The organism is Actinomadura sp. B10D3, assembly GCF_039871695.1.
In the GTDB taxonomy this organism is placed as follows: domain Bacteria; phylum Actinomycetota; class Actinomycetes; order Streptosporangiales; family Streptosporangiaceae; genus Spirillospora; species Spirillospora madurae.
On record NZ_JBDPLY010000017.1, the window covers coordinates 107,461 to 133,862 of the forward strand.

At 71.9% G+C, this 26,402-nt stretch carries 22 protein-coding genes; 3 read left to right on the forward strand and 19 right to left on the reverse strand.

Features of this window, described 5'->3' with window-relative positions; genetic code table 11:
* Positions 1 to 2: 2 nt before the first annotated feature.
* Entirely contained in the window at positions 3 to 1,403 is a 1,401-nt protein-coding gene (gene eccD, locus ABGB11_RS24730; protein WP_347636372.1) for a type VII secretion integral membrane protein EccD, read from the reverse strand.
* A 176-nt stretch (positions 1,404 to 1,579) separates the two neighbouring features.
* Here eccD and eccCa point away from each other — a divergent pair, with 176 nt between their 5' ends.
* The gene (gene eccCa, locus ABGB11_RS24735; RefSeq protein WP_347636373.1) at positions 1,580 to 5,563 is read left to right on the forward strand and encodes a type VII secretion protein EccCa; all 3,984 of its coding nucleotides are present in this window, start codon (positions 1,580 to 1,582) and stop codon (positions 5,561 to 5,563) included.
* Between the two features lie 52 nt (positions 5,564 to 5,615).
* Here the strand turns inward: eccCa and ABGB11_RS24740 are convergent, their stop codons facing one another.
* From ABGB11_RS24740 to ABGB11_RS24780, 9 genes are all read right to left on the reverse strand, one after another.
* The gene (locus ABGB11_RS24740; protein ID WP_347636375.1) at positions 5,616 to 6,893 is read right to left on the reverse strand and encodes a S8 family serine peptidase; all 1,278 of its coding nucleotides are present in this window, start codon (positions 6,891 to 6,893) and stop codon (positions 5,616 to 5,618) included.
* Positions 6,894 to 7,098: 205 nt separating this feature from the next.
* Positions 7,099 to 7,407: a DUF1416 domain-containing protein gene (locus tag ABGB11_RS24745; RefSeq protein WP_347636376.1), complete on the reverse strand. Its 309-nt coding sequence runs from the start codon at positions 7,405 to 7,407 to the stop codon at positions 7,099 to 7,101.
* 45 nt (positions 7,408 to 7,452) lie between these two features.
* Complete coding sequence (locus tag ABGB11_RS24750) at positions 7,453 to 8,292, reverse strand: sulfurtransferase (RefSeq protein WP_347636378.1); 840 nt, start codon at positions 8,290 to 8,292, stop codon at positions 7,453 to 7,455.
* Entirely contained in the window at positions 8,289 to 8,726 is a 438-nt protein-coding gene (locus tag ABGB11_RS24755; protein WP_347636379.1) for a DUF4395 domain-containing protein, read from the reverse strand. Before ABGB11_RS24755 ends, ABGB11_RS24750 begins: the two co-directional genes overlap by 4 nt.
* Before the next feature lie 385 nt (positions 8,727 to 9,111).
* Positions 9,112 to 9,537, reverse strand: a complete 426-nt coding sequence (locus tag ABGB11_RS24760; RefSeq protein ID WP_347636456.1) for a thioredoxin family protein — start codon at positions 9,535 to 9,537, stop codon at positions 9,112 to 9,114.
* Between the two features lie 48 nt (positions 9,538 to 9,585).
* Complete coding sequence (locus tag ABGB11_RS24765; protein WP_347636380.1) at positions 9,586 to 10,308, reverse strand: zf-HC2 domain-containing protein; 723 nt, start codon at positions 10,306 to 10,308, stop codon at positions 9,586 to 9,588.
* The gene (locus ABGB11_RS24770; RefSeq protein WP_347636457.1) at positions 10,305 to 10,820 is read right to left on the reverse strand and encodes a sigma-70 family RNA polymerase sigma factor; all 516 of its coding nucleotides are present in this window, start codon (positions 10,818 to 10,820) and stop codon (positions 10,305 to 10,307) included. Before ABGB11_RS24770 ends, ABGB11_RS24765 begins: the two co-directional genes overlap by 4 nt.
* 45 nt (positions 10,821 to 10,865) lie before the next feature.
* The gene (locus ABGB11_RS24775) at positions 10,866 to 11,573 is read right to left on the reverse strand and encodes a DUF2993 domain-containing protein (RefSeq protein WP_347636382.1); all 708 of its coding nucleotides are present in this window, start codon (positions 11,571 to 11,573) and stop codon (positions 10,866 to 10,868) included.
* Between the two features lie 114 nt (positions 11,574 to 11,687).
* Positions 11,688 to 11,942, reverse strand: coding sequence for a MoaD/ThiS family protein (locus ABGB11_RS24780; RefSeq protein WP_347636383.1), 255 nt, complete (start codon positions 11,940 to 11,942; stop codon positions 11,688 to 11,690).
* Positions 11,943 to 12,163: 221 nt separating this feature from the next.
* On the opposite strand from ABGB11_RS24780, the gene ABGB11_RS24785 reads away from it, so the two are divergent.
* Entirely contained in the window at positions 12,164 to 12,880 is a 717-nt protein-coding gene (locus ABGB11_RS24785) for a response regulator transcription factor (protein WP_347636384.1), read from the forward strand.
* 4 nt (positions 12,881 to 12,884) lie between these two features.
* On the opposite strand, the gene pstB is transcribed toward ABGB11_RS24785, so the two are convergent.
* From pstB to mshD, 5 genes are all read right to left on the reverse strand, one after another.
* Positions 12,885 to 13,661, reverse strand: coding sequence for a phosphate ABC transporter ATP-binding protein PstB (gene pstB / locus ABGB11_RS24790; RefSeq protein WP_347636386.1), 777 nt, complete (start codon positions 13,659 to 13,661; stop codon positions 12,885 to 12,887).
* Positions 13,662 to 13,683: 22 nt separating this feature from the next.
* Positions 13,684 to 14,589 carry a phosphate ABC transporter permease PstA gene (gene pstA, locus ABGB11_RS24795; protein ID WP_347636387.1) on the reverse strand — a complete coding sequence of 302 codons (906 nt, stop codon included), beginning with the start codon at positions 14,587 to 14,589 and terminating at the stop codon, positions 13,684 to 13,686.
* On the reverse strand, positions 14,586 to 15,566 hold the full coding sequence (gene pstC, locus ABGB11_RS24800) for a phosphate ABC transporter permease subunit PstC (RefSeq protein WP_347636389.1): 981 nt from the start codon (positions 15,564 to 15,566) through the stop codon (positions 14,586 to 14,588). The genes pstA and pstC overlap by 4 nt, the downstream gene beginning before the upstream one ends.
* A gap of 92 nt (positions 15,567 to 15,658) precedes the next feature.
* Positions 15,659 to 16,762: a phosphate ABC transporter substrate-binding protein PstS gene (pstS, locus tag ABGB11_RS24805; protein ID WP_347636390.1), complete on the reverse strand. Its 1,104-nt coding sequence runs from the start codon at positions 16,760 to 16,762 to the stop codon at positions 15,659 to 15,661.
* A 277-nt stretch (positions 16,763 to 17,039) separates the two neighbouring features.
* Positions 17,040 to 17,912, reverse strand: a complete 873-nt coding sequence (gene mshD / locus ABGB11_RS24810; RefSeq protein WP_347636458.1) for a mycothiol synthase — start codon at positions 17,910 to 17,912, stop codon at positions 17,040 to 17,042.
* 110 nt (positions 17,913 to 18,022) lie between these two features.
* On the opposite strand from mshD, the gene ABGB11_RS24815 reads away from it, so the two are divergent.
* Positions 18,023 to 19,702, forward strand: coding sequence for a bifunctional metallophosphatase/5'-nucleotidase (locus ABGB11_RS24815; protein ID WP_347636391.1), 1,680 nt, complete (start codon positions 18,023 to 18,025; stop codon positions 19,700 to 19,702).
* A 61-nt stretch (positions 19,703 to 19,763) separates the two neighbouring features.
* On the opposite strand, the gene ABGB11_RS24820 is transcribed toward ABGB11_RS24815, so the two are convergent.
* From ABGB11_RS24820 to ABGB11_RS24835, 4 genes are all read right to left on the reverse strand, one after another.
* On the reverse strand, positions 19,764 to 20,750 hold the full coding sequence (locus ABGB11_RS24820) for an inorganic phosphate transporter (RefSeq protein WP_347636460.1): 987 nt from the start codon (positions 20,748 to 20,750) through the stop codon (positions 19,764 to 19,766).
* A gap of 173 nt (positions 20,751 to 20,923) precedes the next feature.
* On the reverse strand, positions 20,924 to 21,541 hold the full coding sequence (locus ABGB11_RS24825; RefSeq protein ID WP_347636392.1) for a DUF47 family protein: 618 nt from the start codon (positions 21,539 to 21,541) through the stop codon (positions 20,924 to 20,926).
* A 346-nt stretch (positions 21,542 to 21,887) separates the two neighbouring features.
* Positions 21,888 to 22,079, reverse strand: a complete 192-nt coding sequence (locus ABGB11_RS24830) for a hypothetical protein (protein ID WP_021597037.1) — start codon at positions 22,077 to 22,079, stop codon at positions 21,888 to 21,890.
* A 233-nt stretch (positions 22,080 to 22,312) separates the two neighbouring features.
* Positions 22,313 to 26,374, reverse strand: a complete 4,062-nt coding sequence (locus tag ABGB11_RS24835) for an AAA family ATPase (RefSeq protein WP_347636394.1) — start codon at positions 26,372 to 26,374, stop codon at positions 22,313 to 22,315.
* Positions 26,375 to 26,402: the final 28 nt, after the last annotated feature.

The window sequence follows — 26,402 nt, forward strand, 5'->3', positions numbered from 1 at the left end:
CGTCACCCGGCCAGCCCGCGGACGCGGGTGTAGACGTCCAGCACCGCGAGCGCGAGCGGGATCAGCGAGATCATCACGAGCATGTCGAGGATGTCGCCCCAGCGGCCCCAGACCGGGGTCGGGCGGTGTCCCGGCAGCCACAGCGTGACCGCGACGACGATCCCGGTGAGCACCAGCAGCGGGACGAGCGCCGCGGCGAGCGCGACGACCTGGCTGCCGTGCAGCGCCATCCCGATCGTGGTCAGCACCAGCCCGAACAGCCCGATGACGAGCATCCAGGAGCGCTGCGCCACGCCGCGGAAGATCCGGGCGCGCAGCAGCAGCGACACCGACATCGTCGCGGACGTCGCGGGCCCGGCCCAGCCGTCCTCGGCGAACAGGAACAGCATCGCCCCGGCCGCGACGAGCGCGATCGAGGCGATCAGGCCGGTGGAGAACCGGTCGGCGGCGGCGGTGCGGGCGAGCACCTGCCGGCCGTCCACCGTCTCGGTGTCGCGGCGCAGGTCCTCGGCGCTGCTCGGGACGGGCGGCAGCGGCATCCGCGCCAGCTTGAACGACAGCGACGGCACCGCCGCGATGAACATCATCACCACCACGGAGGCGACGGCGGCGATGCCCGCGGCGGGCAGGCCGTCGAACGCGAAGCCGACCCCGGCCCCGACCGCGCCGACGAAAGCGGCGAACGCGACGCCGAGGAAGACGGGCAGGCCGTCGGCGATGGCGAACGCGGCGATGATCGCGGCGAGCGCCGTCACCCCGAACCCGGCCAGCAGGTGCGGCGCGCCGAGGTCGAACAGCTCCAGGTCCTTGCGGGCGGGCGCGGCCAGCCCGGCGAGGAACGCGTACGGGAGCGCCGCGTAGCCGAGGATCACGCCCGCGCCGGAGTCGGCGACCGCCCGCGACAGGACCGTCGCCATGATCAGGGTGAGCAGCGCGACGACCCCCGCGGCGGCCGCGGGCACGATCCACGGCGGGCCGGACAGCGCGATGACGATCGCGCCGACGACCAGCGCGATCGCGCCCGCGCCGAGGCCGAAGGAGCGGGTCGTGGTGGGCCGCCACCGGTCGGTGCGCTCCCGGATCCCGGACGCGATCACGTCGGCGACGTCGTCGAACGACATCTCCGGCAGCTGCGCCATGCGGGGCCGGAAGTACAGGATCTCGCCGTCCCGGACGCCGAGGGCGGCGGTCGTCTGCGAGGCGTCGAACGGATCGGAGTCGAGCCGCTGAAGGACCCAGCCGGAGTGGGCGAGCCCGGCGTCCGCCATGTCCTCGCCCGCGGCGCGCAGCAGTGTGGGAAGCATGTGCGCGAGCGGCACGTCGGCGGGCAGGGACACGTCGATGCGCCGCTTCGGGGCGACGATGGTGACCCTGCAGAGTTCGGTTGTAGCGGGCGAATTCACGGGAGCTCCCGTCCTCCAGGTCAGATCAGGGGGCGGATCCGATCGACGCGCAGCTTAGGATGTGACGTCCGCCTACGCTAAATCAACCTCAAGCATCACACTTAGTCCCCCGGGCCGGCCGTGCTCCCCCGTACAACTCGGCCGACCGGGGTGCGAGCCCACGGAGGAACGCCGAGGTGAGCACCACCCTCGTCAGGCGCAGGGAGCGCCGCAAACCACCGCCGGCCCCCAAGGGCGAGCTGCTGCTGGAGTCGCCGCCGGAGATCCCGGAGCTGCAGAGCGGCGGCCTGCAGAACGTGCTCATGTACCTGCCGATGGCCGTGATGCCGCTGATGATGGGGCTGATGTTCCTCGGCGGCGGCACCCGCAGCCCGCTGATGATGGTCAGCAGCGGCGGCATGGCGCTGGCGATGGGCGGCATGATGCTCGGCCAGCTCGGCCGCGGCTCCGGCGAGCGCAAGTTCAAGCTGAACGGCGCGCGCCGCGACTACTTCCGCTACCTGTCGCAGGTGCGGCGGAAGGTGCGCCGGGCCGCCGAGCAGCAGCGCGAGTCGCTGGAGTGGAACAGCCCGGCCCCCGACTCGCTGTGGTCGCTGGTGATGAGCGCGCGGATCTGGGAGCGCCGCCCCACCGACCCCGACTTCGGCAACGTGCGGATCGGCGCGGGCCCGCAGAAGCTCGCCGTCCAGCTGATCCCGCCGGAGACCCGCCCGGTGGAGGACCTGGAGCCGATGACGGCGGGCGCGCTGCGCCGGTTCGTGCGGGCGCACTCGACGGTGCCGAACCTGCCGGTGGCGGTGTCGCTGCCGTCGTTCGCGCGGATCCTGCCGATGGGCGACCCGGAGGCGGTGCGCGGCATGGTGCGGGCGATGATCGCGCAGCTCACCGCGTTCCACTCCCCCGACGACATGCGGGTCAGCGTGTGCGCGTCGCCGGACGCGATGCCCCACTGGGACTGGATGAAGTGGCTGCCGCACGCGATGCACCCGAAGGTGACCGACGCGGCGGGCCCGGTCCGGCTGATGGCGGGCAGCCTCACCGAGCTGGAGCGGATGTTCGGCACCGAGGTGAAGGACCGGGCCCGGTTCACCCCCGGCCTCCAGCAGAGCGACCTGCCCTACCACGTGGTCATCGTGGACGGCGGCGCCGTCACCCCCGACTCGCAGGTCGGCTCGGACGGCATCGAGGGCGTCTGCGTCATCGACCTGACCGGCCACGTCACGCCGACCGCCGACAACACGATGCTGCGGCTGCGGGTCGCGCCCGACAAGATGGCGATGCTGCGCCGCGACCGCACCGGCAAGGACGTGCCGAGCCTGCTCGGCAGGCCGGACGCGTTCAGCTACGTCCAGGCGGACGGCCTGGCCCGGCAGCTCGCCCCGCTGCGGGCGAGCGCCGCCACCGGCCCGGAGATGGACGCGCTGTCCGCGGCGACGACGCTGACGACGCTGCTCGGCGTCCCCGACCCGGCGCGGATCGACCCGCGGCAGGCGTGGCAGCCGCGGGCGCCGCGCAACCGGATGCGGGTGCCGATCGGCCTGGACGCCGACGGCCGCCCGATCGAGCTGGACATCAAGGAGGCCGCGCAGGGCGGGTACGGTCCGCACGGCCTGTGCATCGGCGCGACCGGCTCCGGCAAGTCGGAGCTGCTGCGCACGCTGGTGCTCGGCCTGGCGATGACGCACTCGTCGGAGGTGCTGAACTTCGTCCTCGTCGACTTCAAGGGCGGCGCGACGTTCCTCGGCATGGACGGCCTCCAGCACGTCTCGGCCATCATCACCAACCTGGAGGACGAGCTGCCGCTCGTCGACCGCATGTACGACGCGCTGCACGGCGAGATGGTGCGGCGCCAGGAGTGGCTGCGCGCCGCCGGCAACTACGCCTCGCTGCGCGACTACGAGAAGGCCCGCGAGCAGGGCGCGGCGCTCAAACCGATGCCGACCCTGTTCGTGGTGCTGGACGAGTTCTCCGAGCTGCTGTCGGCCAAGCCCGACTTCGCCGAGCTGTTCGTGATGATCGGGCGGCTGGGGCGCTCGCTGGGCGTCCACCTGCTGCTCGCCTCGCAGCGCCTGGAGGAGGGCAAGCTGCGGGGCCTGGACACGCACCTGTCCTACCGGATCGGCCTGCGGACGTTCTCCTCGGCCGAGTCGCGGGTCGTCCTCGGCGTGCCCGACGCCTACGAGCTGCCGCAGGCGCCCGGCAACGGCTACCTGAAGATCGGCACCGAGACGATGACGCGGTTCCGCGCCGCGTACGTGTCGGGCCCGTACAAGCCGGAGGAGAACCAGCAGCAGGAGTCGTCGCAGCAGGGACCGCGGCAGCTCGCGCAGATCGTCCCGTTCACCCCGGCGTACGTGCAGCCGCGGATGCAGGAGCAGACGCAACAGCAGCAGCAGCGCCAGGACGAGGACAAGGGCCCGCAGATCAGCCTGTTCGACCTGGTCGTCAAGCAGCTCGCCGGGCACGGCCCGCCGCCGCACGAGATCTGGCTGCCGCCGCTGGAGGAGCCGGCGACGCTCGACCAGGTCCTGCCGAACCTGCAGCAGACGCCGGAGTTCGGCTTCACCACCGCCGGGTGGGACGGCCGGGGCCGGCTGCACGCGTTCGCGGGCATCGTCGACAAGCCATTCGACCAGCGCCGCGACCCGATGTGGCTGGACCTGTCCGGGGCCGCCGGGCACATCGGCGTGGCGGGCAACCCGCAGTCCGGCAAGTCGACGGTGCTGCGGACCCTCATCACGTCGCTGGCGCTCATGCACACGCCGCAGGAGGTGCAGTTCTACTGCCTCGACTTCGGCGGCGGCGCGCTCGCCGCGCTGGCCGACCTGCCGCACGTCGGCGGCGTCGCCAGCCGCCTCGACCCCGACCGGGTCCGGCGGACGGTCGCGGAGGTGTCCGGGCTGCTGGAGTCTCGGGAGCGGTTCTTCACCGAGCGGGGCATCGACTCGATCGCCGCCTACCGGCGGATGCGCGCCGAGGGGCAGATCGCCGGGGACGGCTTCGGCGACGTGTTCCTCGTCGTCGACAACTGGCTGACCGTCCGGCAGGAGTACGAGGCGGTCGAGGGGACCGTCACCGACCTCGCCGCGCGCGGCCTCGGCTACGGCATCCACGTCATCGCCGCGACGAACAAGTGGTCGGAGTTCCGGCTCACGATCCGCGACCTGCTCACCACGAAGCTGGAGCTGAAGCTCGGCGACCCCTACGAGTCGGAGATGGACCGCAGGCTCGCCGCGAACGTCCCGGAGGGGCGTCCGGGGCGCGGCCTCACCCGCGAGGGCCTGCACTTCCTCAACGCGCTGCCCCGCATCGACGGCCGTCCTTCCTCGGGCGACCTCACCGACGGCGTCCGGCACCTGGTGCAGACGGTCCAGGCCGGCTGGCAGGGCCGGCCGCCCGCGCCGCCGGTCCGGATGCTGCCGGACGTGCTGCCGTACACCTCGCTGCCCGCCGTCACCGAGACGGGCAAGCGGATCCCGATCGGCATCGACGAGGACACGCTGTCGCCCGTCCTGCTGGACTTCGAGAACGACCCGCACTTCGTCGTCCTCGGCGACAACGAGTGCGGCAAGTCCAACCTGCTGCGGCTGATCGTCGAGTCGGTCAAGGCCCGCTACACGACGGACGAGGCCCGGATCATCATGCTCGACTACCGGCGGGCCCTGCTGGACTCGGCGGAGAGCGAGCACGTCATCGGGTTCGCGGCGTCGTCGACGGCCGCGGGCGGGCTGATGAAGGACGTCCACGGCGCCCTGGTGAACCGGCTGCCCCCGTCCGACCTGACGCCGGAGCAGCTGCGCAACAGGTCGTGGTGGAGCGGGTCGGATCTGTTCCTGGTGGTGGACGACTACGACCTGGTCGCCACCCCGTCCGGGAACCCGCTCGCGCAGCTCGCCGAGCTGCTGCCGCAGGCCCGCGACATCGGCATGCACCTGATCATCGCCCGCACGATGGGCGGCGCGGGCCGGGCCATGTTCGACCCGGTCCTGCAGCGGCTGAAGGACATGGCCACCCCGGCGCTGATCATGTCCGGCAACAAGGACGAGGGGAACCTGTTCGACGTCCGGCCGGGCCCGCTGCCGCAGGGCCGCGGTACCCAGTCGGACCGCCGCACCGGCAAGCGCCTCATCCAGACGGCCTTCTACGGCCAGCAGCAGTAGGCGGCACACGCGCGGACCCCGGGCCGGTCTCGGCCCGGGGTTCCGTCGTTTCTCAGTCGCGTTCCTCGGCGGGCAGGACGGCGCGGCCCGGCTTCCAGCCGCGCCTGCGGCCGTGCGGGATGACCGCCCCGCCGAGCGCGACGAGCAGGGCGGCGGCGAGGGCGCCGCCCGCCACGGCGAGGCCGACGGTGCGGGCGCGGTGGTCGACGGGCTCGGGCTTGGCGATCGGGACGGCGCCGCTCAGCGGCCGGGCGTCGGCCGCGCCCGGCGTGGCGTTCGGGTCGACGAGGCCGGACACCGCCTGCAGCGGGCTGATCATGCCGTGCCCGCTGCCCTGCCCGTTGCCGCCCTCCGCGGTGATGAGGATCCGGTTGATGACCTGCTGGTAGTTCAGTTTCGGGTGCTTCGCGCGGACGAGCGCCGCGACCCCGGCGGCGTAGGGGGCACCGAAACTGGTGCCCTGCAGGCCGCCGACGTAGCCGTTGCCGAGCGTGGAGATGACGTTCTGGCCCGGCGCCGACACGTCGATGCGGGTCTTGATGTTGGAGAACCCGGTGATGGTGCCCGCCTCGTCCACCGCGGCGACGGACAGGACGCCCTTGTAGCTGGCCGGGTAGGCGGCGCTCTCCTTGCCGCGCCGGTCCTGCGCGACGTTGCCGGCGGCGGCGACGATCAGCACGTCGCGCTTCTGCGCGGCCTGGACGGCGGCGCGCAGCGCGGGCGTGTCCGGGGCGGCCGACGACACGTTGATCACCTTCGCGCCGTGCTCGGCGGCCCAGGTGATGGCCTTCGGCAGAAGCGTGTTGTCCTGGGTGCTCTCCCCGCTCGCGAACTTGGCGTTCAGCAGCTTGACCTGCGGGGCCACGCCCACGAACGGGACGTTGCGGTTGCGCATGTCGGTGGCGGCGATGATGCCGGCGACCTCGGTGCCGTGCCCGAGGCAGTCGTCGGTCGTCGTCCCGGACGCGTCGAAGCTCGCGGCGACCTTGCCCTTGAGCTGCGGGTGGGCCGCGTTGATGCCGCTGTCGACGACGGCGACGGTCACGCCCCCGCCGCGGGTGATCGGCCACGCCTGCTCGAAGTCCAGCCGCCGCTGCGCCCACGGCTCGACGGTGATCGCCGACGCGGGCTGCCCGATCTGCTTGTTGCACTTGGGCGCCGGGGCCCGCTGCCGGGTCTTCTTCGGCTTCGCCGGCTTCTTGGTGGCCGTCGGCGCCACCCGCGGCCGGTCCGCCGGAGCCTCCGGGGCCGCGGCCGCCGCCGGGGCGAACGCCAGACCGGACGTCAGGGCCAGGCTTGCGGTGCCCGCCGCGATTCGCCCTCCGCGCATACCTCGTCTCTCCTGACGTGTGCGAACCCCATGACTCTAAGGGATCTCCGGAGCGTGGATCACGTCCAGCCCGGACATACCCGGCGTATTACCATCTGGCGGGTGCGGGGGCCGGCCGACCACCGCCGGCCATGGCCACGGGAACGGCGAACCCCGCCGTCCCCGGTGGGGCGGGACGGCGGGGTCCGCGACGCGGAGGCGCCGGTCAGATCGCGACCTGGAGGCCGGCGACCTCGCCGGTCTTCGCGGTGACGGTGTTGTCGACGCTCACGCCGCCCGCCGCCAGGACGCGCACGGTCCAGTCGCCGTCGGCGGCGAAGAACCGGAACACGCCCTCGTCGCCCGTGACCACCTCGGCGGTGAACTCGCCGGACGAGTCGAGCAGGCGGGCGTAGGCGCTGGACACGGGGGCGCCGTCACGCGTGACGGTCCCCTGGATGACGGCCTCGTTGGTGAGGTCGACGGTCGCAGGCAGGTGCGCCGTCTGCTCGGGCGCTGCGCAGCCCTGGGTCATTGCTCCTCCATCTCCGTGTGACGGATCGTGACGAGAACTCGTCGCTTACTTGGCGGCGCCGAGCTCGATCGGCACGCCGACGAGCGAGCCGTACTCGGTCCAGGAACCGTCGTAGTTCTTCACGTTCTCCAGGCCCAGCAGCTCGCGCAGGGCGAACCACGTGTGCGAGGAGCGCTCGCCGATGCGGCAGTAGGCGATGGTGTCCTTGTTCAGGTCGACGCCGGCCTCGGTGTAGAGCTCCCGGAGCTCGTCGTCGGACTTGAACGTGCCGTCGTCGTTGGCCGCCTTCGACCACGGGATGTTGGCCGCGGTCGGCACGTGGCCGGCCCGCTGCGACTGCTCCTGCGGCAGGTGCGCCGGGGCGAGCAGCTTGCCGCTGAACTCGTCCGGCGACCGGACGTCGATCAGGTTCTGCTTGCCGATCGCGTCCACGACCTCGTCGCGGAAGGCGCGGATCGACAGGTCCTGGTCCTTGGCCTTGTAGTCGGTCGCGGGACGGGACGGGACGTCGGTGACCAGCTCGCGGGAGTCCAGCTCCCACTTCTTGCGGCCGCCGTCCAGCAGCTTCACCTTGTCGTGGCCGTACAGCTTGAAGTACCAGTACGCGTACGCGGCGAACCAGTTGTTGTTGCCGCCGTAGAGGATCACCAGGTCGTCGTTGGCGATGCCCTTGGAGGACAGCAGCTGCTCGAACCCGGTCCTGTCGACGAAGTCGCGGCGGACCGGGTCCTGCAGCTCCGTCTTCCAGTCGATCTTCACGGCGCCGCGGATGTGGCCCTTGTCGTAGGCGGACACGTCCTCGTCGACCTCGACGAGCACCAGACCGGGGTCGTCCAGGTGTGCCTCGACCCAGTCGGTGTCCACCAGGACGTCTGAGCGGCTCATGCGGGAACCTCCCTCTCGGAGCGGAATTTCGCGGTTGTACGTCGGAGCAGCAGATACATCTCGCAGCCGAGGCAGAACCCGAACACCGCGTTCAGGAACGCCGCCGCCAGCGCGAGGGCGGTGGCACCGATGCCGAGCCAGGTGATCCCCGTCGCGTACCCGACCGTTCCCACCAGGGCGAAGGCGAGGCCGACACCCTGCGCGAAGCGGGGCGGGGCCGCGTCCTCCAGTTCCCTGGGCGGAGCGAGCCGGGGACGGATCAGCACTGTGTACACCAGTCCGTACGGGGCGTACCGGAGGCCGAGGAAGGTCGCGAGCGCGAACACGACGGCCTGGGCGGCGAGCAGTGCCCAGCTTCCGGTCGCCAGCACCGCGATCAGGACGACGGTGGTGACGTATGCGCCGAAGCGCGGCCCACGCGGATCAACCTGCATCGGGGTGCTCCTGGCGGAGTGGAAGCGTGCGTACGAGCTGAGAAGCGGAAAGGTGCTCGGGGGCGGACGGGCTCGATGCCTCAGACCATGCGACAGAGCGAGGCGGCCACGCGGCAGAAGTCGACCGCGCGGCGCTTCGTGAGCATCTGCTCTGTCCAGTAACGCACGGACTCGATGTTAAGCGGCAATCCACGCGCTGTCACTTCCGTCTCGCCTTCCGAGACAGTGATATTCGTCTTATCGCAGGTCATCCGAGTACGGCTCACGGAATGACCTCGCTGTGTTGATCGGCCTCGCTCCGCTCGGCGGGCTCTGTCGCTTCGTGCGGTGACTTCCCTCGTCGCTCTGATCGTTCGTTCCTCACTCCCGCCGCTCCTCAGTCCAGTCACCGCACGACCTCGCCCAACACGGCGATGACGTCGGGTTTGCGGGGGGCGCCGGTGGCGCGGCGGACGACACGCCCGGCGGCGTCCAGGACGAGGACGGTCGGAGTCCGGACGACGTTCAGCCTGCGGACGAGATCGAGATGCGCCTCCGCGTCGAGCTCGACGTGCACCACGCCGTCGACCATCCCGCTCACCTCGCCGAGGACGCGGCGGGTGGCGCGGCACGGCGCGCAGAACGCGCTGGAGAACTGGAGCAGGGTCGCCCGCTCGCCGAGTTCGGCGCCCACGTCCTCCGGCCCGATGGTCTCGGTCACCTCGCCGTCCCTCTCCCCGCGGGCGCGCAGCACCCCGTCACGGTGCCGCCGCACGAGGCCGAACACCGTGGCCGCGATGAGGACCGCGACCGCGATCCATAGTCCCGTCATCGGCATGCACAACTCCCGGAGGCCGGGGCTTCTTCCCGGGCCGTCCCGTCAGGTGGGGATGGTGAGGAGGGGCTGCCCGTCCAGGCCGACGACCTCGAACGAGAACAGCTGGCCGCGCGGGAACATCGTGGACCCGCGGTACTCACCGTAGCCCTCGTCGTACGGGACGTACCAGCTGCCGAGCGCGTCCCGGCGGCCGTCCCGCGCGATCACCAGCAGCCGGCAGTGCGAGCCCTTCGGGACCCCGGCGAGGTGCAGTTCCACCTCCGTGCCCCACGCCTTGCGGTGCAGGAGCACGTATCCCTTGATGTTGGTCTTCGGGTCGGCCGCGGTGATCCGCTCGGCCTGCACCGCCGACCCGGTCGGCGTGGAGGACGGCGGCGCGGCGACGGTGCCGCCGTCCCGGGACGGGAACAGCAACGCGCCGGCCAGCACCCCGACGACCAGCAGCAGGCACGCGGCCGCGGCGAGCGGGATCCACCCCGCGCGCCCGCCGCCCGGGCGCACCAGCGGGCGGAGCCGCCCCCTCCGCCGTTCGGCCGCCTTGGCGAGCAGCCCGTCCAGCAGCTCGGGCGGCGGCCCGGCGATCTGTTCGAGCTGCGCCTCGTCGACCCGGCCGAGCAGCGCGGGCAGGCCGGCCATCCCGGCGAGCTCGTCCCGGCAGGCGGGGCAGCCCTCCAGATGGGCCTCCACCTGGCTCCGCTCCCCGGGGTCGAGCGCGCCGAGCATGTACACACCGAGAGCGGTGCGCACGTCCGTGCAGTCGTTCATGGCGCCAACCCCCGCTCCTCCAATGCGAGTTTGAGCGCCCGCAGGGCGTAGTAGGTGCGGGACTTCACCGTGCCGGGCGGGATCCCGAGCGCCTTGGACGCCTCCGCCACCGACCGGCCCTTGTAATAGGTCTCCACCAGCACCGCCCGGTGCGACGGGCTCAGCCCCGCCAGCGCCTCGGCGACCGTCCACGACTCCAGCGCCCGGTCGATGTCGTCCGAGCCCGCCGCGGTCATCATGAGCTGCTCGTCGATCCCCGTCTCCGGCGGCCGAGCGCGCCGGGCGCGATGGGCGTCCACGACCAGGTTCCGCGCGACCGTGAACAGCCACGGCCGCGCGGGGCGCCCCGCCAGCGCCTCCGGATGCCGCCAGGCGCGCAGCAGCGTCTCCTGGACGACGTCCTCGGCCTGGGTCCGGTCCCCGCCGGTCAGCCGCAGGACATAGCCGAGGAGGGAACCCCCGTGCTCGCTGTACAGGGCGCGGAGCAGCCCCTCGTCCGCCGTCGGTCCCACACCACTGACACGTACGTCCTCGCGGTCCGGTTCACCCGACACGGATCATTTCTGCTGCTGCTGAAGATCGTTCAGCCGGACGTTCTCGGCCGTCGCCGCGACGCGCAGCCCGTCCGCGGTCGGCGTGATCTCGCTGATCCGCGACCCGACGGGCAGGTCGGCGACCGGCACGGTCCAGGTGAGCTGCCGCTTCACGAGGGCCAGCGGGATCTGGGCGGCGCCGTTCGACCCCACCGACACCGGCGTGATCGCGATGCCCTTGGCGGTCGGCTTGACCTCCACCACCGCGGTGCCGTTCAACTGGAAGCCGAGCACGGCGCCGGTCATCTCGACCGACAGGTCGTCGCCCTTCGGCCCGATCCGCTTGACCTCCTTCGGCGCCTCCTTCTGGATCACGTCGTAGGGGATGACGGCGGAGGCCGTCGCGGTGCGCGCGGTCACGTTCGCCGCGCTGCCCTTGGTGACCTCCGACAGCGGCGCGTCCACCCCCCGCATGTCGACCTTGACGCCGGTGACGGTCACCCCCTGCTCCGTCCAGTCGCCGATGGCCACCTCGATGTGCTTGTACTCGCCACCGATCGCCTGGGTCAGGAACGGGATGCCGTGGATCGTGACGTCCGGCTGCTGCTGCAGGTTGTACTGCGCGGCCACCTGCTCACCGATCTTGTCCTCCGCGACCCGCACCCCGAGCCGGTCCGCGGCGACCACCGCCACGGCCACGAGGACCAGCAGCACCAGCAGTACTTTCCGCATGTCTCTCCTTCGGGCTCCGGCATGCGATCGCCACACGATAATGGGCGAACGGCGCGGAAGGCGTCGCACCGGGGAATGACCATGCGACCGGGAGAAATCACCCTGCCGGCTGGATCACCCGCCCGCGAACGGCGGCAGCACCTCCACCACACCGCCCTCCGGCAGCGTCACCGACTCGTGCGGCCGCGTCCCCACCGGCTCCCCGTCGATGAGGAACGAACTCCGCCCGACGACCCGCGCGAACTCCCCGCCGCGCCCCTCCCCGGCCGCGGCCACCGCCTCCGCGAGGGTCACCGCGTCGTACGGCTCCTCATGAGTCCCCGCGGCCGCCTTCGCCGCCGCCCAAAACCGCAACGTGCCCCTGGCCATGACCCCACTCTCTCATCCGTCCGCGGCGTGGTGCGGCCAGGTCGGGCCATGGCCCCGGAGGGCGTCTCGGTTATCCTCATGAGGAGGGATCCGGGCGACGAGGCCATGGAGTTCATCTGAATGCCCTTCATGGTCGCCTCGTTCTTCGCGTCGCCGGCCGTTGCCGGGGCTGGAGGGTGAGCCGCCTGGGTCCTACGTCTTTTGGGACGGGAGGCGGGCACTTGAGCAGTCTGCTCTTGCTGACCAACGCGCTGGAGCCCTCGGACGAGGTCCTGCCGGCGCTCGGGCTCCTGCTGCACTCCGTGCGCGTCGCGCCCGCCGAGGCGTCCGCGCTCATCGACGCACCGCCCGCCGACATCGTGCTGGTCGACGCGCGCCGTGACCTGGTGCAGGCCAAGAGCCTGTGCCGGCTGCTGCGCACCACCGGGCTCGACTGCCCGCTCCTCGGCATCGTCACCGAGGGCGGGCTCGCCGCGCTGAGCCCGGAGTGGGGCCTGGACGACGTGCTGCTGCAGGGCGCCGGCCCCGCCGAGGTCGAGGCGCGGCTCCGGCTCGCCGTCGGGCGCGCCGCGGCCGTCACCGACGCCGACGAGGTGCCCGGCGAGATCCGCAGCGGCGACCTCACCATCGACGAGGCGACCTACACCGCCCGGCTGCGGGGGCGGGTCCTCGACCTGACCTTCAAGGAGTTCGAGCTGCTGAAGTACCTCGCCCAGCACCCGGGCCGGGTCTTCACCCGCGCCCAGCTCCTCCAGGAGGTCTGGGGCTACGACTACTTCGGCGGCACGCGAACCGTCGACGTGCACGTCCGGCGGCTGCGCGCCAAGCTCGGCGCCGAGTACGAGTCGCTGATCGGCACCGTGCGCAACGTGGGTTACCGGTTCGTGCCCGACCACCGTCCCGGCGAGTCCGAGGACAGGACGCCGGCACGCGCCTGAGTCCTCAGCCGAAGCGGCCCGTGATGTAGTCCTCGGTCGCCTTCCGCTCCGGGTTCGCGAAGATCTTGCTGGTCTCGTCGATCTCGATGAGCCTGCCCGGCTTGCCCGTCCCGGCGATGTTGAAGAAGGCCGTGCGGTCGCTGACCCGCGCGGCCTGCTGCATGTTGTGCGTGACGATGACGATCGTGTACTGCGTCTTCAGCTTCTCGATCAGGTCCTCGATCGCGAGGGTGGAGATGGGGTCGAGCGCCGAGCAGGGCTCGTCCATCAGCAGGACCTGCGGCCGGACGGCGATCGCGCGGGCGATGCAGAGGCGCTGCTGCTGGCCGCCCGACAGTCCGGCGCCGGGCTTGCCGAGACGGTCCTTGACCTCGTTCCACAGGTTGGCGCCGCGCAGCGACTCCTCGACGACCTCGTCCAGGCGGGACTTGCGGCGGACGCCGTTCAGCTTGAGCCCGGCCGCCACGTTGTCGTAGATCGACATGGTGGGGAACGGGTTCGGCCGCTGGAACACCATGCCGACGACGCGGCGCACCGCCACCGGGTCGACGGACGAGTCGTACAGGTCGTCGTCGTCCAGCATGACCTTGCCCTCGACGCGCGCGCCCGGGATGACCTCGTGCATCCGGTTGAGCGTGCGCAGGAAGGTGGACTTGCCGCAGCCCGACGGCCCGATGAACGCCGTCACCGAGCGCGGCTCGATCGACATCGAGATGTCCTCGATGGCGTGGACGCCGCCGTAGTAGGCGTGGAGCCCGGAGACCTCGATCCGCTTGGCCATAGCCTCTGTCCTCTCCTTCGTGTCAGCGGCCCGCGGGGGCCTTGCGGCGTGCGACGAACCGGGCGGCGAGGTTGAGCAGCATGATGATCCCGATCAGCACGAGCGCACCCGTCCAGGCCCGGTCGATCGAGTTCTGGCTGGGGTCGGCGGCCTGCTCCCAGATGAAGGTGGGCAGCGACGCCTGCGGGCCGTTCAGCGGGTCGTTGTTGATCGCCTTGGTGAAGAAGATCGTCAACAGCAGCGGCGCGGTCTCCCCCATCACGCGCGCGACGGCCAGCATCACGCCGGTGACGATCCCGGTCATCGCGGTCGGCAGGACGACGAAGCAGACCGTCCGCCAGCGCGGCACGCCCAGCGCGTAGGACGCCTCGCGCAGGTCGTTCGGGACGAGCTTCAGCATCTCCTCCGTGGCCCGCACCACGGTCGGGATCATCAGGATGGTCAGGGCGAGCGACCCGGCGAACCCGGAGAAGGCGAACCCGAACGTCAGCAGCCACAGCGCCAGCACGAACAGGCCGGCGACGATGGACGGGATGCCGGTCATGACGTCCACGGTGAAACTGATGACCTTGCCGAGCCGGCCGCTCCCGGCGTACTCCACCAGGTAGATCGCGGTGAGCACGGCGATCGGGACGGCGATCAGGCTGGTGATCGCGACCTGCTCCAGGGTGCCGATGATCGCGTGGTAGGCGCCGCCGCCCGGGTCGCTGCCGCTGACGGCGTTCATCGAGAACTGGAAGAACGTCGGGTCGAGCCGCCCCGCGCCGTTGACGACCACCGTCCACAGCACCGACAGCAGCGGGACGAGCGCCAGCGCGAACGCCAGGTAGACCAGCCCCTGGACGGCCCGGTCCTTGAGCCTGCGCCCGGCCGACACCGAGGTGAGCGAGGTGTCCGGCGCGGACCGGCGCGTGGTGGCGGTGGTCACGCGAACTCCTTCCGGCGGGCGACGACCGCGCGGGCGGCCATGTTGACGAGCAGGGTGATGACGAACAGCACGAGGCCGGAGGCGATCAGCGCGCCGCGCCCGGTCGTGGACGCCTCGGCGAAGCTGTTGGCGATGTTGGAGGCGAAGGTCGCGCCGCCGTCCTCCAGCAGGTGGACGTTGATGCCGGGCACGTAGGTCAGCACCATCGCGACCGCGATCGTCTCGCCCATCGCGCGGCCGAGGCCGAGCATCGCGCCGCCGATCATGCCGGAGCGGCCGTAGGGCAGCACGGCCATCCGGATCATCTCCCAGCGGGTGGCGCCGATCGCGAGCGCGGCCTCCACGTTGGCCCGCGGGACCTGCAGGAACACCTCGCGGGAGATCGAGGAGATGATCGGCAGGATCATGATGGCGAGCACCACGGAGGCGGTGAAGATGGAATTCTTGCCGGGCGAGTCGCCCCCGAACAGCGGGATCCAGCCGAGCGCGCCGTTGAGGAACGCACTGATGCCCTCCATGTGCTGGGAAAGGAAGGCGAGCCCCCAGAGCCCGTAGACGATGCTCGGCACGGCCGCGAGGAGGTCGACGATGTAGCCGAGCCCGGAGGCGAGCCGCCGGGGCGAGTAGAAGGAGATGAACAGCGCGATGCCGACCGCCACCGGCGTCGCGATGACCATCGCCAGCAGCGACGACACGATCGTGCCGAACGCGAGCTGCGCGATGCCGAACTCCGGCGGGGTCGCGTTCGGGTTCCATTCCTCCGCGGTCAGGAAGTTCGCCTCGTTGTCCTGGAGCGCCGGGACGGCCTTCCAGACGAGGAAGACCGCGATGGCGGCCATGATCAGCAGCACGGTGATGCCGGAGCCGCGCGCCGCGGCGGCGAAGATCCTGTCACCGGCCCGGCCGGTCCCCATCCGCACCCCGCGGGCGCGCCTGTCGACGCCGGCGGCCGTCTCGACGCCGGTCTCGCTCGTCACGGAACGTCCCCCTTCGATCATGTCGGCGGACCCCGGCGCGGCCCCGCCGCCGGCGTGCTCGGCGGCGGGGCTCCCGGTCCCGCCGTCCGGTGTCAGGACAAGGCCTTCACGGATGCCTGGACCTTGGTCAGCACGTTCGGCGGCAGCGGCGCGTAGCCCTGGCCGGTCAGGATCTTCTGGCCGTCCGCGCTGGAGGTGTAGGTGAGGAAGGACTTGACGAACGCGGCCTGCTCGGCCGGCAGCCCCTTCTCGCACGCGATCTCGTAGGTGACCAGGACGATCGGGTAGGCGCCCGGCTCCTTGGTCGCGTAGTCGATCTCCAGGGCGACGTCGTTGCCGGTGCCGGCGACCTTCGCCCCCGCGACGGCCTTGGACGCGCTGTCCGGGGAGAGCGCGGTGAACTCGCCGGCGCCGTTCTTCACGTGCGCGGTCTGCAGCTTGTTGTTCTCCGCGTACGACATCTCCACGTAGGAGATCGAGCCCGCGGTGCTCTTCACCTGGCTGGTCACGCCGTCGGACTTGGGCGCGCCCTGGCCGGTGGAGCTCGGCCACTTCTTGGCCTTCTCCCACGTCCAGATCTTCGGCGCGGTCGTGTGCAGGTAGTTCGTGAAGTTGTCGGTGGTGCCGGACTCGTCCGAGCGGTAGATCGGCTTGATCGGGTCGCCCGGCAGCTTCGCGCCCGCGTTCTCCTTGGCGATCGCCGGATCGTTCCAGTTCTTGATCTTGCCGGAGAACACGCTCGCGAGCGTCTCGGGCGAGAGCTTCAGGCCGTCCACGCCCTGGAGGTTGTAGACGACGGCCACCGGGCCGACGACCATCGGCAGGTTCAGCGCGCTGCTCCCCTGGCAGCGCTTCCGCGCGGCGGTCGCCTCCTCGGGCTTGAGCGCCGAGTCCGAACCGGCGAACGCCACCTGCCCGCTCGTGAACGCCTGGATGCCGGCGCCCGAGCCGCTCGGGTTGTAGTTCAGGTTGGCGCCCGCACACGTGGACGCGTAGAGCTTCGTCCACTCCTCGATCGCGTTCTTCTGCGCGCTCGACCCGGCCGCGTTGACGCCGGCCTTGGCGCAGTCGATGTCACCGGACGGCGCGCCGCTCGCACTCGCCGTCGTGTTGTTGTCGCTCCCGCAGGCGGAGAGGGCCAGCGCCCCCGCGACGACCACGCCGCCGAGGGCGGCGAGTCGGGAACCGTTCTTCACCGGAGGGTCTCCTCTGAGTCTGGTCGGGCGGATCCCCCGAGCCGCCCCGGCCGCCGGCCGGACGGCGGGTTCGCCGTCGACAGCGACGGTAGGCAGGCGAGGTGACCAGCCGCCCCGATCCAGGTGAACGGCAGATGAACGCCGACATGCACGGTTCGGAAGAATGTCCCGATTTGTCATGGACGACGGGTTAACGGTGCAGCTCAGAAGCCCAAAATCCCGGTCGAGGAACACCCATGAGGGTTTGGCTTCCCAGAGGTAAGGGAAGTCGCGCGGATCAGGCGGTGCCGTACATGACGTCGACGGCGTAGCGGGTGAAGCCGAGCGACTCGTACAGCCGGACGGCCGCGACGTTCGACTCGTCCACGTAGAGCATGATCTGCTCCAGCCCCGCGTCGCGCAGGTGGTGCAGGCCCGCGAGGGTCAGCGCGCGGCCGAGGCCGAGGCCCTGCGCGTCCGGGTCGACGCCCACGACGTAGACCTCGCCGATCCGGCCCGGGTGCACCTTCGTCCAGTGGAACCCGACGAGCCGGCCGCCCCGCTCGGCGAGGAAGAAGCCCGCCGGGTCGAACCAGCCCTCGCCCTCCCGCTCGCGGAGGTCGTCCATCGTCCAGGCGCCCTGCTCGGGATGGTCGGCGAACGCGCGGGCGTTCACCACCAGCCAGGACCGCTCATCCCGGCCCGGCTCGAACGCGCGGATCGAGACGCCCTCGGCGACGCGCACGTCCGGCAGGGGATCGGACGCCGGGCGCCGCATCTGGAAGAGCGCGCGGACCCGCGCCATCCCCTCGGACTCCGCCAGCGCCGCGGCCGCCGGCAGGTCGCCGTGCGCCCACACCCGCAGCGGCCCGCCGGCCTCGTCCCGCAGGGCCCGCAGCAGCGCCCGCCCGTGACCCCGGCGCCGATGGTCGGGGTGGACGACCAGCTCGGCCGCCGCAGGCTCCTCCTGCGTCGCCGGGTCGAGATGCGCGTACGCCACGACCGCGCCGCCCTCGGCGACCGCGAGACCGGACCTCCCGCCGCGCAGCGCCAGCAGCGCGTGCTCGGACAGCGGCCCCACGCCGTCCGCCTTCTCCGCCGCCTCGGCCAGCGCCAGCGCCGCGGCGACCTCACCGTCCCTCAGCGACCGCAGTTCACCCACGGGCCCCACCCTATGCGGCCGGACGAACAGGATGATCGACATATCCCCTGATCAAGTTGTCACAAAAACGTCATCGAGCCGCCGGGAACCGTATGCCGGACGGATCTACCGTCCACAGAATGACTCGACGACGCACCTTCCTGGCCTGCGCCGCGGCGGGGCTGACGGTCGTGGGCGTGGCCGCGCAACCCGCCGCCGCGCGTCCCGCACCGACCGCGTCCGTACGCCTGCTCGCGCTCAACGACTTCCACGGCAACCTCGAACCGCCGTCCGGAAGCTCGGGACGGGCCATCGACGAGAACGGGGAAACCGTCCTCGCCGGTGGCGCCGCCTACATCGCGACCCACCTCAAGCAGCTCCGCAACCGCGACACCCTCACGGTCGCGCAGGGCGACCTGATGGGCGCCTCACCGCTGATCTCCGCCGCCTACCACGACGAGCCGTCCGTCCAGTTCCTCGGCGACGTCGGCGTCACCGCGTCCGCGGTCGGCAACCACGAGTTCGACGAGGGCTACGGGGAGCTGCGGCGCATCCAGAACGGCGGCTGCCACCCCGTCGACGGCTGTTCGCCCGCCGGGAGGTGGCGCGGCGCGAAGTTCGACTACCTCGGCGCGAACGTCCTGCTCAAGAAGAACGACAGGCCCGCCATCAGGCCGTGGACGATCCGCCGCGTCAACGGCGTCCGGGTCGGCTTCATCGGCGTCGTCACCAAGACCACCCCGAGCATCGTCACGGCCGAGGGCATCAAGGACCTGACGTTCCAGGACGAGGTCGAGGCCGCGAACCGGGCGGCCCGCGAGCTGAAGAAGCGCCACGTCCGCGCGATGGTGCTGCTCGTCCACGAGGGCGACCAGGTGAAGCCCGACGCGCGGCCGGACGAGTGCGGCATCGTCCCGGGCGCCGGCTCCCGCATCGCCCAGCAGGCCGACCCCGAGATCGACATGGTGCTCTCGGGCCACACGCACCAGCAGTACGTCTGCTCGGTCAAGGACCCGAAGGGCGCTCCCCGCCTCTTCTCCTCCGGCTCGTCCTTCGGCCGCGTGATCACCGAGGTGAACCTCAAGGTCGACCGGCGGACCGGTGACATCGTCCGCTCCTCGGTGAAGGGCGACAACCACGTCGTGACGCGGGACGTCCCGGCGGACCCGGCGACGGAGAAGTTCGTCCAGACGTGGAAGGAGCGGGTCTCCGTCATCGCCGACAAGCCCATCGGCAAGATCACCGCCGATCTGACCCGCACCCCCTCCCCGGCGGGCGAGACCGCGCTCGGCGACGTCATCGCCGACGCCCAGCTCGCCGGCACCCGGGACCTCGGCGGCCAGGTCGCGCTGATGAACCCGGGCGGCGTCCGCACGGACCTCACCTACGCGGCGAGCGGTTCCGAGGGCGACGGCGTCGTCACCTACGGCGAGGCGTTCGCCGTCCAGCCCTTCAGCAACGTGATGGGCGTGACGTCGTTGACCGGCGCCCAGCTCGACGCCCTCCTCGAACAGCAGTGGACGTCCGCGGGCGAGAAGATTCTCCAGCCGTCGGCGAACCTGCGCTTCACCATCGACCGCTCCAAGCCCGTCGGCGACCGGGTCTCCGCGATCACCATCGACGGCGCGGCGATCGACCCGGCCGCCACCTACAAGGTCGCGGCGAACAACTTCCTCCTCGGCGGCGGCGACGGCTTCACCGTCTTCACCGAAGGCACGGACCAGGTCCTCGGCCAGATCGACCTGGACGCCTTCGTCGCCTACTTCACCGCCCAGGGCACCATCGCACCCCCACCGCTCGACCGCATCTCCGGCCAGTAGGAGCGGACGACAGCGCGACGGCCCGCCGCCCCCTCTCCGGGGCGGCGGGCCGTCGGCGTGATCAGGCCCCGAAGAGGTGGACGAGCCAGTAGACGACGGCGGCCACGGCCGCGGCCATCGGCATGGTGAGCACCCAGGCGACGAGGATGTTGCCGGCGACGCCCCACCGGACCGCGGAGAGCCGCTTGGTGGCGCCCGACCCCATGATCGCCGAGGTGATCGTGTGGGTGGTGGAGATTGGAGCGTGCCAGATGAACGCGGTGGCGTAGAGGACCACGGAGGCCGTCGCTTCGGCGGCGAAGCCCTTCGGCGGATCGACCTCGATGACCTTGCGGCCCAGCGTGCGCATGATGCGCCAGCCGCCCGCGTAGGTGCCCGCGGACAGCGCCCCGGCGCACACGATCACGACCCACCAGGGGACCGTGCTGCCGTCCGCGTGCCCGGTCGTGACGAGCGCGAGCACGATGATGCCCATCGTCTTCTGGGCGTCCTGGAGGCCGTGGCCGAGCGCGAGGGACGCCGCCGACATCGTCTGCGCGATGCGGAAGCGGCGCCCGACCCGGCTCGGGTTGGCGCGCCGGAAGATCCACAGGATCGCCACCATGGTCAGGTAGGCGAGGCAGAACCCGACCACGGGCGAGACCACCATCGGGATGGCGACCTTGTCGATCACGCTGTGCCAGTTGACCGACGACATCGACGCCAGCCCGGCGCCGACCACGCCGCCGATCAGGGCGTGCGAGGACGACGACGGCAGGCCGAAGTACCAGGTGATCAGGTTCCAGGTGATCGCGCCGAGCACGCCGGCGGCGACCACGGTGAGGCCGTGCAGGCCGCTCGGCGGGGTGATGACCTCGCTGACGGTCTTGGCCACCCCGACGCCGAGGAGGGCGCCGACCATGTTCATGGCGGCGGCCATGCCGAGCGCGACCCGGGGGGTCAGCGCCCGGGTGGACACCGCCGTGGCGATCGCGTTCGCCGCGTCGTGGAACCCGTTGGTGTAGTCGAACACCAGGGCCACGACGACGACGAGGACGAGGACCGCCATCTGCGCGTCGGTGCGGAGGCCGAGCGCCCCCGCGACCATGACCACCAGCACGCCGGCCAGCAGCAGGAGCCAGGCACGGCCCGTCACCCGGCGGGTCGCCTGCTCCCCCAGCGTCTCCTCGGCGCCGGCCGACGGTTCGCGGGTGAGGGTCACGCCGGAGTCATCGGCCGTGCTCATGATTCCTTGACCGCGATGGTCTCGACCGTGTTGGCGACGTGCTCGAACGCGTCGGCGGCGTCCTCCAGCCGGTCGATGACCTGCTTCAGCTTCAGCACGGTCAAGGTGTCGTACTCGCCGCTGAACAGCTGTGCCAGCAGCTTGCGGTAGACCTGGTCGCCCTGGTTCTCGAGCCGGTTGATCTCGATCCAGTACTCGTTGAGCTCCTTCATCGAGCGCAGCCGCGGCATCGCCTCCGCGGTCAGCTCGGCGGCCCGTTCCAGCACCTCCACCATGTGGACGATGCCCTTGGGGAACTCATCGATCTTGTACAGCACGACGAGGTCGGCGGCCTCCTCCATCTCGTCCATCACGTCGTCGATGTCGGACGCCAGCCGGTAGATGTCCTCGCGGTCGAAGGGGGTGATGAATGTTTCGTTCAGCCGCCGCATGATCGCGTGAGTGCATTCGTCGCCCGCATGCTCGCAGGCGCGCATCTTCTCGGCGATCGCGGCCCGGTCGGAGCCGTCGCTGATGAGTTCCACGAGCAGCCTGGCGCCGGTGACCAGGTTGTTCGCCGAGTCGGCGAACATGTCGTAGAAGCTGTCCTCACGCGGCGTGAGACGCAAGCGCACGTCGTTCTCCTGATGTGCCGGAACAGTCCGCAGAGGATCGTAGGCGCTACCAGCCGTAAAAAGAACCTTTGCCCCAGCTTCTGCTGGTGTCCGCCATCCTCTCACCTACATGATTGCCCTGGATCACCAGGTACATACCCGCGCGGACTCCCCCTATCTGGCGCAACGCCCGCGGGGCCGGGGGCCGGCAGGCGGCCTACCTGCGCGGCGTTGTTGATCAGTAGTGAGATTCGTTACATTACCGCTACATAGAGCATCCGGTTACGGCAGAACCCGGCACGGGCTTCGGTGTGTCTGAAAAGACGAACCGGGGACGCCCTCAATCGGCGTCCCCGGCAGGCGGTGATCAATCCTGTGGCGTCAGCTCACGACGACCGGCTTCGTCGGACCGCACTCCGAGCACCATGTCGATCTCCGCGACGGTCAGCGGCCGTTCCGCCGCCGCCACCGCACTGAGCATCTCGGCATAGAGTTCGATCTCGTCCAGCGCAACACGGTCGTGGACGCGCAGATCGAGATTCTGGCGCACCGCGTCCACCTCCGTTCGTTCCCCACACCCGAGGTCGAGGCTACGCGCCCGACCCCGGCGCGCACATGACCCAAGAGGGCCATTCGCGGGCCACTCCGACCCTGTCCGTCCGGGGGACGGCCCGGCGCCCCGGCCGCCGCTCCCGGCGGCTCCGGAGGGGACGCACCCCGGGTTGTGTAGCCTTCCCGGGTCATCCGCATATGATGCGGATGTCCTATTACTTCCGGGACGGACGGGTCCGGTCAGCCCCCCGGGCGGAAGTCGCCGAGCATCTGCTCCAGCGTCGATTCGGGCAGGTCACGGGCCGTCAGGCGGGCCACGGTGGCCGCGTTGACGTCGGCGCCGGCCAGCCGGGCCGCCTGCCGCGCGACCGTCTGCTCGAACAGCGCCCTGACCGTGCGCGCGTAGGCGAACCGCTGGTCCTCGCGCATCCGCGCGAACCGGCTCAGCAGCTCGACGCGCAGTTCCTCGTCCAGCATGTAGAGGTCGCGCTCGGCGTAGCTCTGGAACAGCTGGACCAGCTCGCGGTCGCCCATCGGGGTGAACTCCAGGATCCGGCCGAACTCGGCGCGGAACGCGGGGTTGCCCGCGAGGAAGCCCTCCATCTCCGCCGCCGGGCTGGTGCAGATCACGGTGAACCGGGAGCCCCCCTGGTTCATGCGGCGCAGCAGCTCGGCCACCACGGCCGGGGACCGGTTGAGCCGGTACGCCTCCTGGATGAGCAGCACGCCGCCGAGGGCCTGGTCGACCATACCCGCGACCCGGTTCTCGGTGTCGACGCGGTCGCGTCCCGCCAGATGGACGGGACGGCACGCCACCACGTGCCCCGAGTTCAGCCGCCCCAGCGCAGCGTAGATGCCGCCGACCAGGCCCGCCACGGTCGTCTTGCCCGTCCCCGGCGGCCCGACGAAGACCAGGTGCTGCGGGTCGCCGCCGGACACCCCGTACCGCGCCCGGTCGGCCGCGAGCCCGGCCTCGTCGGCCATCTCCAGCACGGCCGCCTTGACCTCGTCCAGCCCGGTGAGCTGGTCGAGCTGCCGCAGGTACCCGTCGATGTCGCCGGGCGGGCGCAGGGCCGGCTCGATCCCCTCGGCCACACCCGCGAGGTCGTCGGGGGTCAGCACGAGCCGGTCGTGGGACGCCCCCGCGCGCTCCATGTTCCGCTGGGCGGCCTGGTCCAGGTACGCCTCGACCAGGCGCGCGTTGACCAGATCGCCCGGACCGCGGAGCCGCTCCAGGTCGGCCCGCGCGACTTCCAGCGCCGCCGCCCCGATCGTGACGCGCCGCTCGTCCGCCAGCAGGTGCAGCAGCGTCATCCGGTTGTCGAGATCGGAGAAGTCGGGCAGCCGGTGGACGCGGAACGCCTGCACGAGCCTCGGGTGCTCCTGGAGCAGGCGCTTGTACGCCCGCGGCTCGCACGTCGCGATCACCGGCGTCGTGTTCACCGGGTCGCGGCGGGCGCGGCGCACCGCCCCGACGACCGCGGCCGGGTCCGCCGCGCCGGCGATGGCCACGTCCAGCCGCTCGAAGAGGATCACCGGGCCGGGCTGCCCGAGCAGCCGGCCGATCCGCTCCGGCGGCGCGTTGCGGACGTCCTCGGCGTCGTGCGCGCGGATCGAGCCGTCGCCGAGGCCCGCGTTGGCCAGCGTCAGCGCGATCATCCGGGACAGCCGGCGCTGCCCGGAGTGGGGCGCGCCGACCAGCAGCACGCCGGGGACCCCGGACCTGATCGAGCTGGGGGCGCCGTCCACCCGGGTCCGCTCGACCTCCTCGCCCGCCGGTGCGTTCCACTCCTCGGCCTGCGCGCGCAGGTCGCCGAGGAACGCGGCGGCGTCGTGCTCGCCGTACAGGAAGCCGAACCCGAACCGCTCCAGAACGCGGCGGGTGCTGCGGTCGCGCGGCGGCGGGATCTCGTGGACGGGCTGCTCGGGCGACGGCGTGTCGTCCAGGAAGTCGAAATCGCCGACCATCGTCTTGGACATGACCTTCGTCCCGGGACCTGCTCCCGGGACGGGTTGCGGCGGCACGGGCTGCTGGTCGTCCTCAAGGTCGCCCGGGCCGAGGACGCGCGTGCCGGGGGGCCGGCCCGGTTGCGGTGACGCGGAAGGGACGGGCGCGCCGGCCTGCGGCGAGCCCGCCTGGTCTTCCACCCGGGTCGCGAACGGGTCGAACGCCTGCTGCTGCGGCTGCGGTTGCGGTTGCGGTTGCGGCGGCTGCTGCGGCTCCGGCGGGGGCGGGACGGGGCTCGGCGACTGGACGTTCGGCGGGGGCGCCGGTGCGGAGCCCGCCGGCTGGTAGCCCAGCTGCGTGTACGGCGGCACGAAGTTCTCGTCCTGCTTCTCCTCCTCGGGCGGGGAGAAGCCGCCGGCCGGCTGCTGGGCGGCGGGCGCGGGGCTCGCCTGCACCGGCTCGGGCGCGGGCGGCTGGGGCGCAGGTGGTTGGGGCGCAGGTGGTTGGGGCGCGGGCGGCTGGGGCGGCGGCGCCTGCATCGGCGCGGGCGCCGGATTCTGCACGGGCGGCGGGCTCTGCATCGGGGCGGGCGCCGGATTCTGCGCGGGGGCGGGACTCTGCATCGGCGCGGGGCGCTGGAACCCGAGTTCGGTGTACGGCGGCGCGGCGCTCCCCTCGTCCTTCTCCTCCTCCGCAGGCGAGGCCCCGCCGATCATCGGGTCAGGGGGCGCGAACCCCGGGGAGTCGAACGCCGCCTGCGGCGCCGGGGGCTGCGCGACCGGTCCGGGGGCGTTCTCCAGGCCGGGCTGGGCGGGCGGCTGGACGAACGGGCGGTCCGGCCCGGACGGCGCCTGCGCCTGGGGCGCAGCGCCGGGCGCGAGGCCGGGCTGGCTCTGCATGTTGAACGGGGACGGCTGCGGCGCGGGGTTGGGCGGCGGCGTGGACGTCGGCGCGGCGGCCGTGGCGCGGGCCCGGTTGCGTCCGATCATCCCGGCGATGACCGCGGTCGGGACGGGGAAGCCGCGGGGCCGGGCGGGCATGCCGCCGAGCCGGCACCAGGCCAGGTCGACCTCGTACGTCGCGGCGAGCAGCGACTCGGCGCCGGGCCCCGACCCGGCCGCGGACCGCAGCGGTTCCGGAAGGCGCATGTCCTGCGGCCAGAGGCGGCGCAGCGGATGCCCCTTCTGCTCCGACACCGCCTGCACGGTGTAGCGGATCTCGGGGTCGAGCCAGGGGACGATGGTGCCCACCATGTCCTTGCGGACGACGTCCAGGTCGGCGGCGAGCAGCGCGGCGGCGACCAGCCGGGGCTCGATGTAGGCCGGTTCGGCGGGGTCGCCCGAGAGCTCGGCGATCAGCTCGCTCAGCGTGTAGAAGGCGTGCCGGAAGTTGTCGCCCGGGGAGCTCTCGTTCCGCAGCGCGGGGACGAGGTTGGGCGGGCACCGCGTCAGCCACTGCTGGACGATCGCCTGGTCGCCGTAGGGCAGCGCCCCGTAGTCGACGGTCGGGTTGGTGAGCGTGGCGCCGAGGATGGCGAGCAGCGCGTCGGCCCTGGCCTGGAAGCGGACGTCGTCGCGCAGCGCGCTGGCGACGGCCCACATCGTCCGCAGGACGACGACCGCCGCGTCCACCCGGCTGGCCCGCAGGCGCTCGGAGTACAGCGCGACGAGGGTCTCCAGGGCGGGCGGGGTGAGCCAGCGCGGGCCGTCGACGTCGGGGAGGGGCCGGGCGCGGTAGGGCTTCCAGAGGTCGAGCATCTGCGCGTCCAGCCGCGAGTCGAAGGCGGGCGCGGCCGAGCACCACAGCATCACGCCCCACGCGACGGCGACCGTGGACGGCGTCTCGCTCGTGAACTCCCGCCACCAGTGCGGGTAGTCGGGGGCGGGCAGGGTGGCGGCGGACTCGACGGTCGACCGGACGCGGGAGGTCAGCTCGGTCGCGAACCCGTGCGCGACGAAGGGCAGCCCGGTCGGCGGGTCGTAGGAGAAGTCGGGCCCGGCGGGGATGACGTGCGGCGGCAGCGCGGGCACCTGCGCCTGCCCCTGCTGCGCGGACCGCGCCGCCATCCGGACGGCGGGGATGCGCGGCGGCGGGCACAGGTACCACTGCCCGTCGGACGGGTGCAGCCGGTACCAGCGGGCCCACGCCCCGAACAGCCACCACGTCCCGTCCGGGAGGACGAGCATGCGGCCGGCGATGGCGTGATGGCGCTGCTGCGGCGGCGCCGACGGCCACCATGCGGCGGCCACCATCGCCCTCGTGTCGCGCTCCGCCTCCGCGAACGGATCCTGCCCCGCCTGGGGGCTGGGCGGCGGAGCACTGCCATAGCCCGGTCCCCACACCACGATGGTCATCGTAGTCAGCAGAAACCGGCCGGAACGG

What these genes read in the sequence shown, in the direction of transcription:
- ABGB11_RS24740 (WP_347636375.1), bottom strand. Translation starts at nt 6,893, where the DNA reads ATGCGCGGAGGGCGAATCGCGGCGGGCACCGCAAGCCTGGCCCTGACG.
- ABGB11_RS24745 (WP_347636376.1), bottom strand. Translation starts at nt 7,407, where the DNA reads ATGACCCAGGGCTGCGCAGCGCCCGAGCAGACGGCGCACCTGCCTGCG.
- ABGB11_RS24750 (WP_347636378.1), bottom strand. Translation starts at nt 8,292, where the DNA reads ATGAGCCGCTCAGACGTCCTGGTGGACACCGACTGGGTCGAGGCACAC.
- ABGB11_RS24755 (WP_347636379.1), bottom strand. Translation starts at nt 8,726, where the DNA reads ATGCAGGTTGATCCGCGTGGGCCGCGCTTCGGCGCATACGTCACCACC.
- ABGB11_RS24760 (WP_347636456.1), bottom strand. Translation starts at nt 9,537, where the DNA reads ATGACGGGACTATGGATCGCGGTCGCGGTCCTCATCGCGGCCACGGTG.
- ABGB11_RS24765 (WP_347636380.1), bottom strand. Translation starts at nt 10,308, where the DNA reads ATGAACGACTGCACGGACGTGCGCACCGCTCTCGGTGTGTACATGCTC.
- ABGB11_RS24775 (WP_347636382.1), bottom strand. Translation starts at nt 11,573, where the DNA reads ATGCGGAAAGTACTGCTGGTGCTGCTGGTCCTCGTGGCCGTGGCGGTG.
- ABGB11_RS24780 (WP_347636383.1), bottom strand. Translation starts at nt 11,942, where the DNA reads ATGGCCAGGGGCACGTTGCGGTTTTGGGCGGCGGCGAAGGCGGCCGCG.
- pstB (WP_347636386.1), bottom strand. Translation starts at nt 13,661, where the DNA reads ATGGCCAAGCGGATCGAGGTCTCCGGGCTCCACGCCTACTACGGCGGC.
- ABGB11_RS24815 (WP_347636391.1), top strand. Translation starts at nt 18,023, where the DNA reads ATGACTCGACGACGCACCTTCCTGGCCTGCGCCGCGGCGGGGCTGACG.
- ABGB11_RS24820 (WP_347636460.1), bottom strand. Translation starts at nt 20,750, where the DNA reads ATGGCGGTCCTCGTCCTCGTCGTCGTCGTGGCCCTGGTGTTCGACTAC.
- ABGB11_RS24835 (WP_347636394.1), bottom strand. Translation starts at nt 26,374, where the DNA reads ATGACCATCGTGGTGTGGGGACCGGGCTATGGCAGTGCTCCGCCGCCC.